2 protein-coding genes and 1 pseudogene are annotated in these 1,157 nt (G+C 31.9%); 1 reads left to right on the top strand and 2 read right to left on the bottom strand.

Going from position 1 to position 1,157, the window contains the following annotated elements; translation table 11 throughout:
* A pseudogene (locus tag ACFIML_RS09120) lies at positions 1-182 on the top strand (hypothetical protein); the annotation flags it as partial.
* A 2-nt stretch (positions 183-184) separates the two neighbouring features.
* On the opposite strand, the gene ACFIML_RS09115 reads toward ACFIML_RS09120, so the two are convergent.
* Both ACFIML_RS09115 and ACFIML_RS09110 read right to left on the bottom strand, forming a co-directional pair.
* The gene (locus tag ACFIML_RS09115; RefSeq protein ID WP_375688013.1) at positions 185-607 is read right to left on the bottom strand and encodes a type II toxin-antitoxin system HicB family antitoxin; all 423 of its coding nucleotides are present in this window, start codon (positions 605-607) and stop codon (positions 185-187) included.
* A 20-nt stretch (positions 608-627) separates the two neighbouring features.
* A complete protein-coding gene (locus tag ACFIML_RS09110; protein ID WP_019220217.1) occupies positions 628-810 on the bottom strand; it encodes a type II toxin-antitoxin system HicA family toxin in 183 nt (60 codons plus the stop codon).
* Between the last annotated feature and the right edge of the window lie 347 nt (positions 811-1,157).

Below are 1,157 nucleotides of genomic sequence, written 5' to 3'. Positions count from 1 at the left end.
CAACAGGACAGTTTTCTAATATGCAAGAGGCGATAAAAGAAACACAACATCTCTATAGACAGTATAATCTTTATGCATCAATACAATATATTATTGTAGAAGACCAAACATTACCACATCTTGTGAATTCATTGCAGGTCGCTCTTAACGCGCTTCATAAGCATTTTACACAAAACCGCTAAATTCAAGCAGCATTTTGAATATTAATAGAGATCTCTTTTCCAAGAGCAATGAGAGTAGATTCTAAGGCATCTAATTTGGTTGCGTGGTTTAAATCCAACAATCGGTCAATTTGTATTGGATGAAGTTTTAAAAGACGTACGAGATCAGCTTTGCGTAAGTTTTTTTCAATCATAGCGTTATGTATTGCAATTTTTAAAGTCACCAATGAAGATACTTCAACAAAAGGATAGGCAATATCACGATGTCCAAAGGGAATAGATTCACGATCTTGAAAACGCCCCATAATGACTGTTAAAAGTGCATTTTTAGCCTGTTCCAAAGCTTCTTTTTCATCGTTACCATAGGTAATAAATTCCTGAAAGTCTTTAGAGACGACTAGAAGAGTATCATTGTCATCTTTGACAAATTTGATTGCATATTTCATTTACACCTCCATATTCAGGCTTATTTTAGGTCAAGATCTTTAAGAATCTTCTGGACTAATCCTGTTCCTAATTCTTTTCGCGTACCATGCATAGGTAAAACGGACTTTTTAGAACCACGCTTTACAAGCAAATGCCCTCCCTTCCCTGAAGTAAAACTGCAACCATGCTTTGTAAGATATCTTTTCAATTCTTGACTATTCATTATAATAATATAATATCTAAAATGTTTCAATGCAACATAAATGTTGTATTGAAGGAAAATAAAGAACATCTTTTAAAACACCATATTTAGGTAAAAAAATAAAAAAAATACAAGATCATGATTTTTTTGTTGACATAGTGTAAAAAAATCGTATTTAATGGTGGTACTATATTAATTTTATTGTGTCTAAAATTCAAAAATATCCCCAAAAATTCAGCAAAATGTCAATTTGAAGCGTGGCTAGAAAGCCCTGTTTTCTTGCTAGTTTTGGCTAATCAATTTTTCACAGAATAAAAATCAATATTTGACTAATGATGTCATTAATTATGACTCAAAAGGAGCCATAA

The organism is Bartonella sp. AC62GZZY, from assembly GCF_042196525.1.
GTDB lineage: Bacteria > Pseudomonadota > Alphaproteobacteria > Rhizobiales > Rhizobiaceae > Bartonella.
Note: the sequence above shows the minus strand (reverse complement) of the source record. Positions and strands in the feature narration are given on the sequence as shown.

Coding starts and splice junctions, on each gene's coding strand:
- ACFIML_RS09115 (WP_375688013.1), bottom strand. CDS start 607: ATGAAATATGCAATCAAATTTGTCAAAGATGACAATGATACTCTTCTA.
- ACFIML_RS09110 (WP_019220217.1), bottom strand. CDS start 810: ATGAATAGTCAAGAATTGAAAAGATATCTTACAAAGCATGGTTGCAGT.